This is a genomic window from Priestia sp. BR_2 (assembly GCF_041954005.1).
Lineage (GTDB): Bacteria > Bacillota > Bacilli > Paenibacillales > Paenibacillaceae > Paenibacillus_AQ > Paenibacillus_AQ lautus_A.
Map to the genome: position 1 here is coordinate 1 of NZ_JAVFHM010000329.1, position 871 is coordinate 871.

The 871-nt window shown below is 32.5% G+C and carries 1 protein-coding gene; it reads left to right on the forward strand.

Annotated features, from left to right (window positions below; translation table 11 throughout):
• The coding region (locus RB298_RS29025) for an immunity 22 family protein (protein WP_486049802.1) at positions 1-360 on the forward strand (360 nt) is incomplete at its 5' end.
• Positions 361-871: the final 511 nt, after the last annotated feature.

Sequence of the window (871 nt, forward strand, 5' to 3'; positions counted from 1 at the left end):
TCTTTATGGGTTAGTAAATTTTCGTCTATTGAAGAACTAGAAAATTATCTTTTGATTGCTTACACGGAAGACGGAGACGCTACACCTTCACAATTCGAAAAGGATTTTAACATTGAGTACTTTGACGAAGATTTCAGTGAAGCTCACTATGAGGATGTTGAGGTTCATAAACTTTCACAATTACTAGAAGGTTGTTCGTACGATAATGTAGTTATTCCTAACTTTGTTGAAAAATACGGAGATGCTTTACCTACTAATGCTAATAGTTTGATTTTACTTTACGATTTTGAACATACAAAAAGCAGGGATGACGCCGAAATTAACCGCGTTAAATATGTAGGAAGTGTTCAATATGAATAATTTAGTAAAATGTTTGTAGCTTGTTTACACAATAAATTTATTCACTTATAAAGATTATGAAAAGCAGAAGTTATGAGGAGGTGACGAGCTTGGAAATAGCACATTTAGTCATTATGAAGTCTGTAAAATGGGGAGTGGTTGTCAATGCAATATGTGGAACGGCATTTGGTATTTTATATCTACTCGGAATAATCAACGTTAGCTTATAAGAATCGTAACAACTTAACATGTTGATAAAAAACACTGGATAAAGAACTTTACATACGAGAAATTTATAAATTCAACCAGCCCTAGTATTAGCCATGAACTGGTTGAATTATTTAGTTCCTAGAGGAAAGATTACGGCCACTAGATGGCGCTTTATGTGAAACCATAATTGCTTAAAAAATAATTATGGTTTCTTTTTTGTGATATTTTCCAGTTTCTTATTTCTACATCTATGAAGCTATATGGAAAATTACCTATAAAACAATTTTGTTTTACTACTGTCACGTATACACATCTCCGAGCC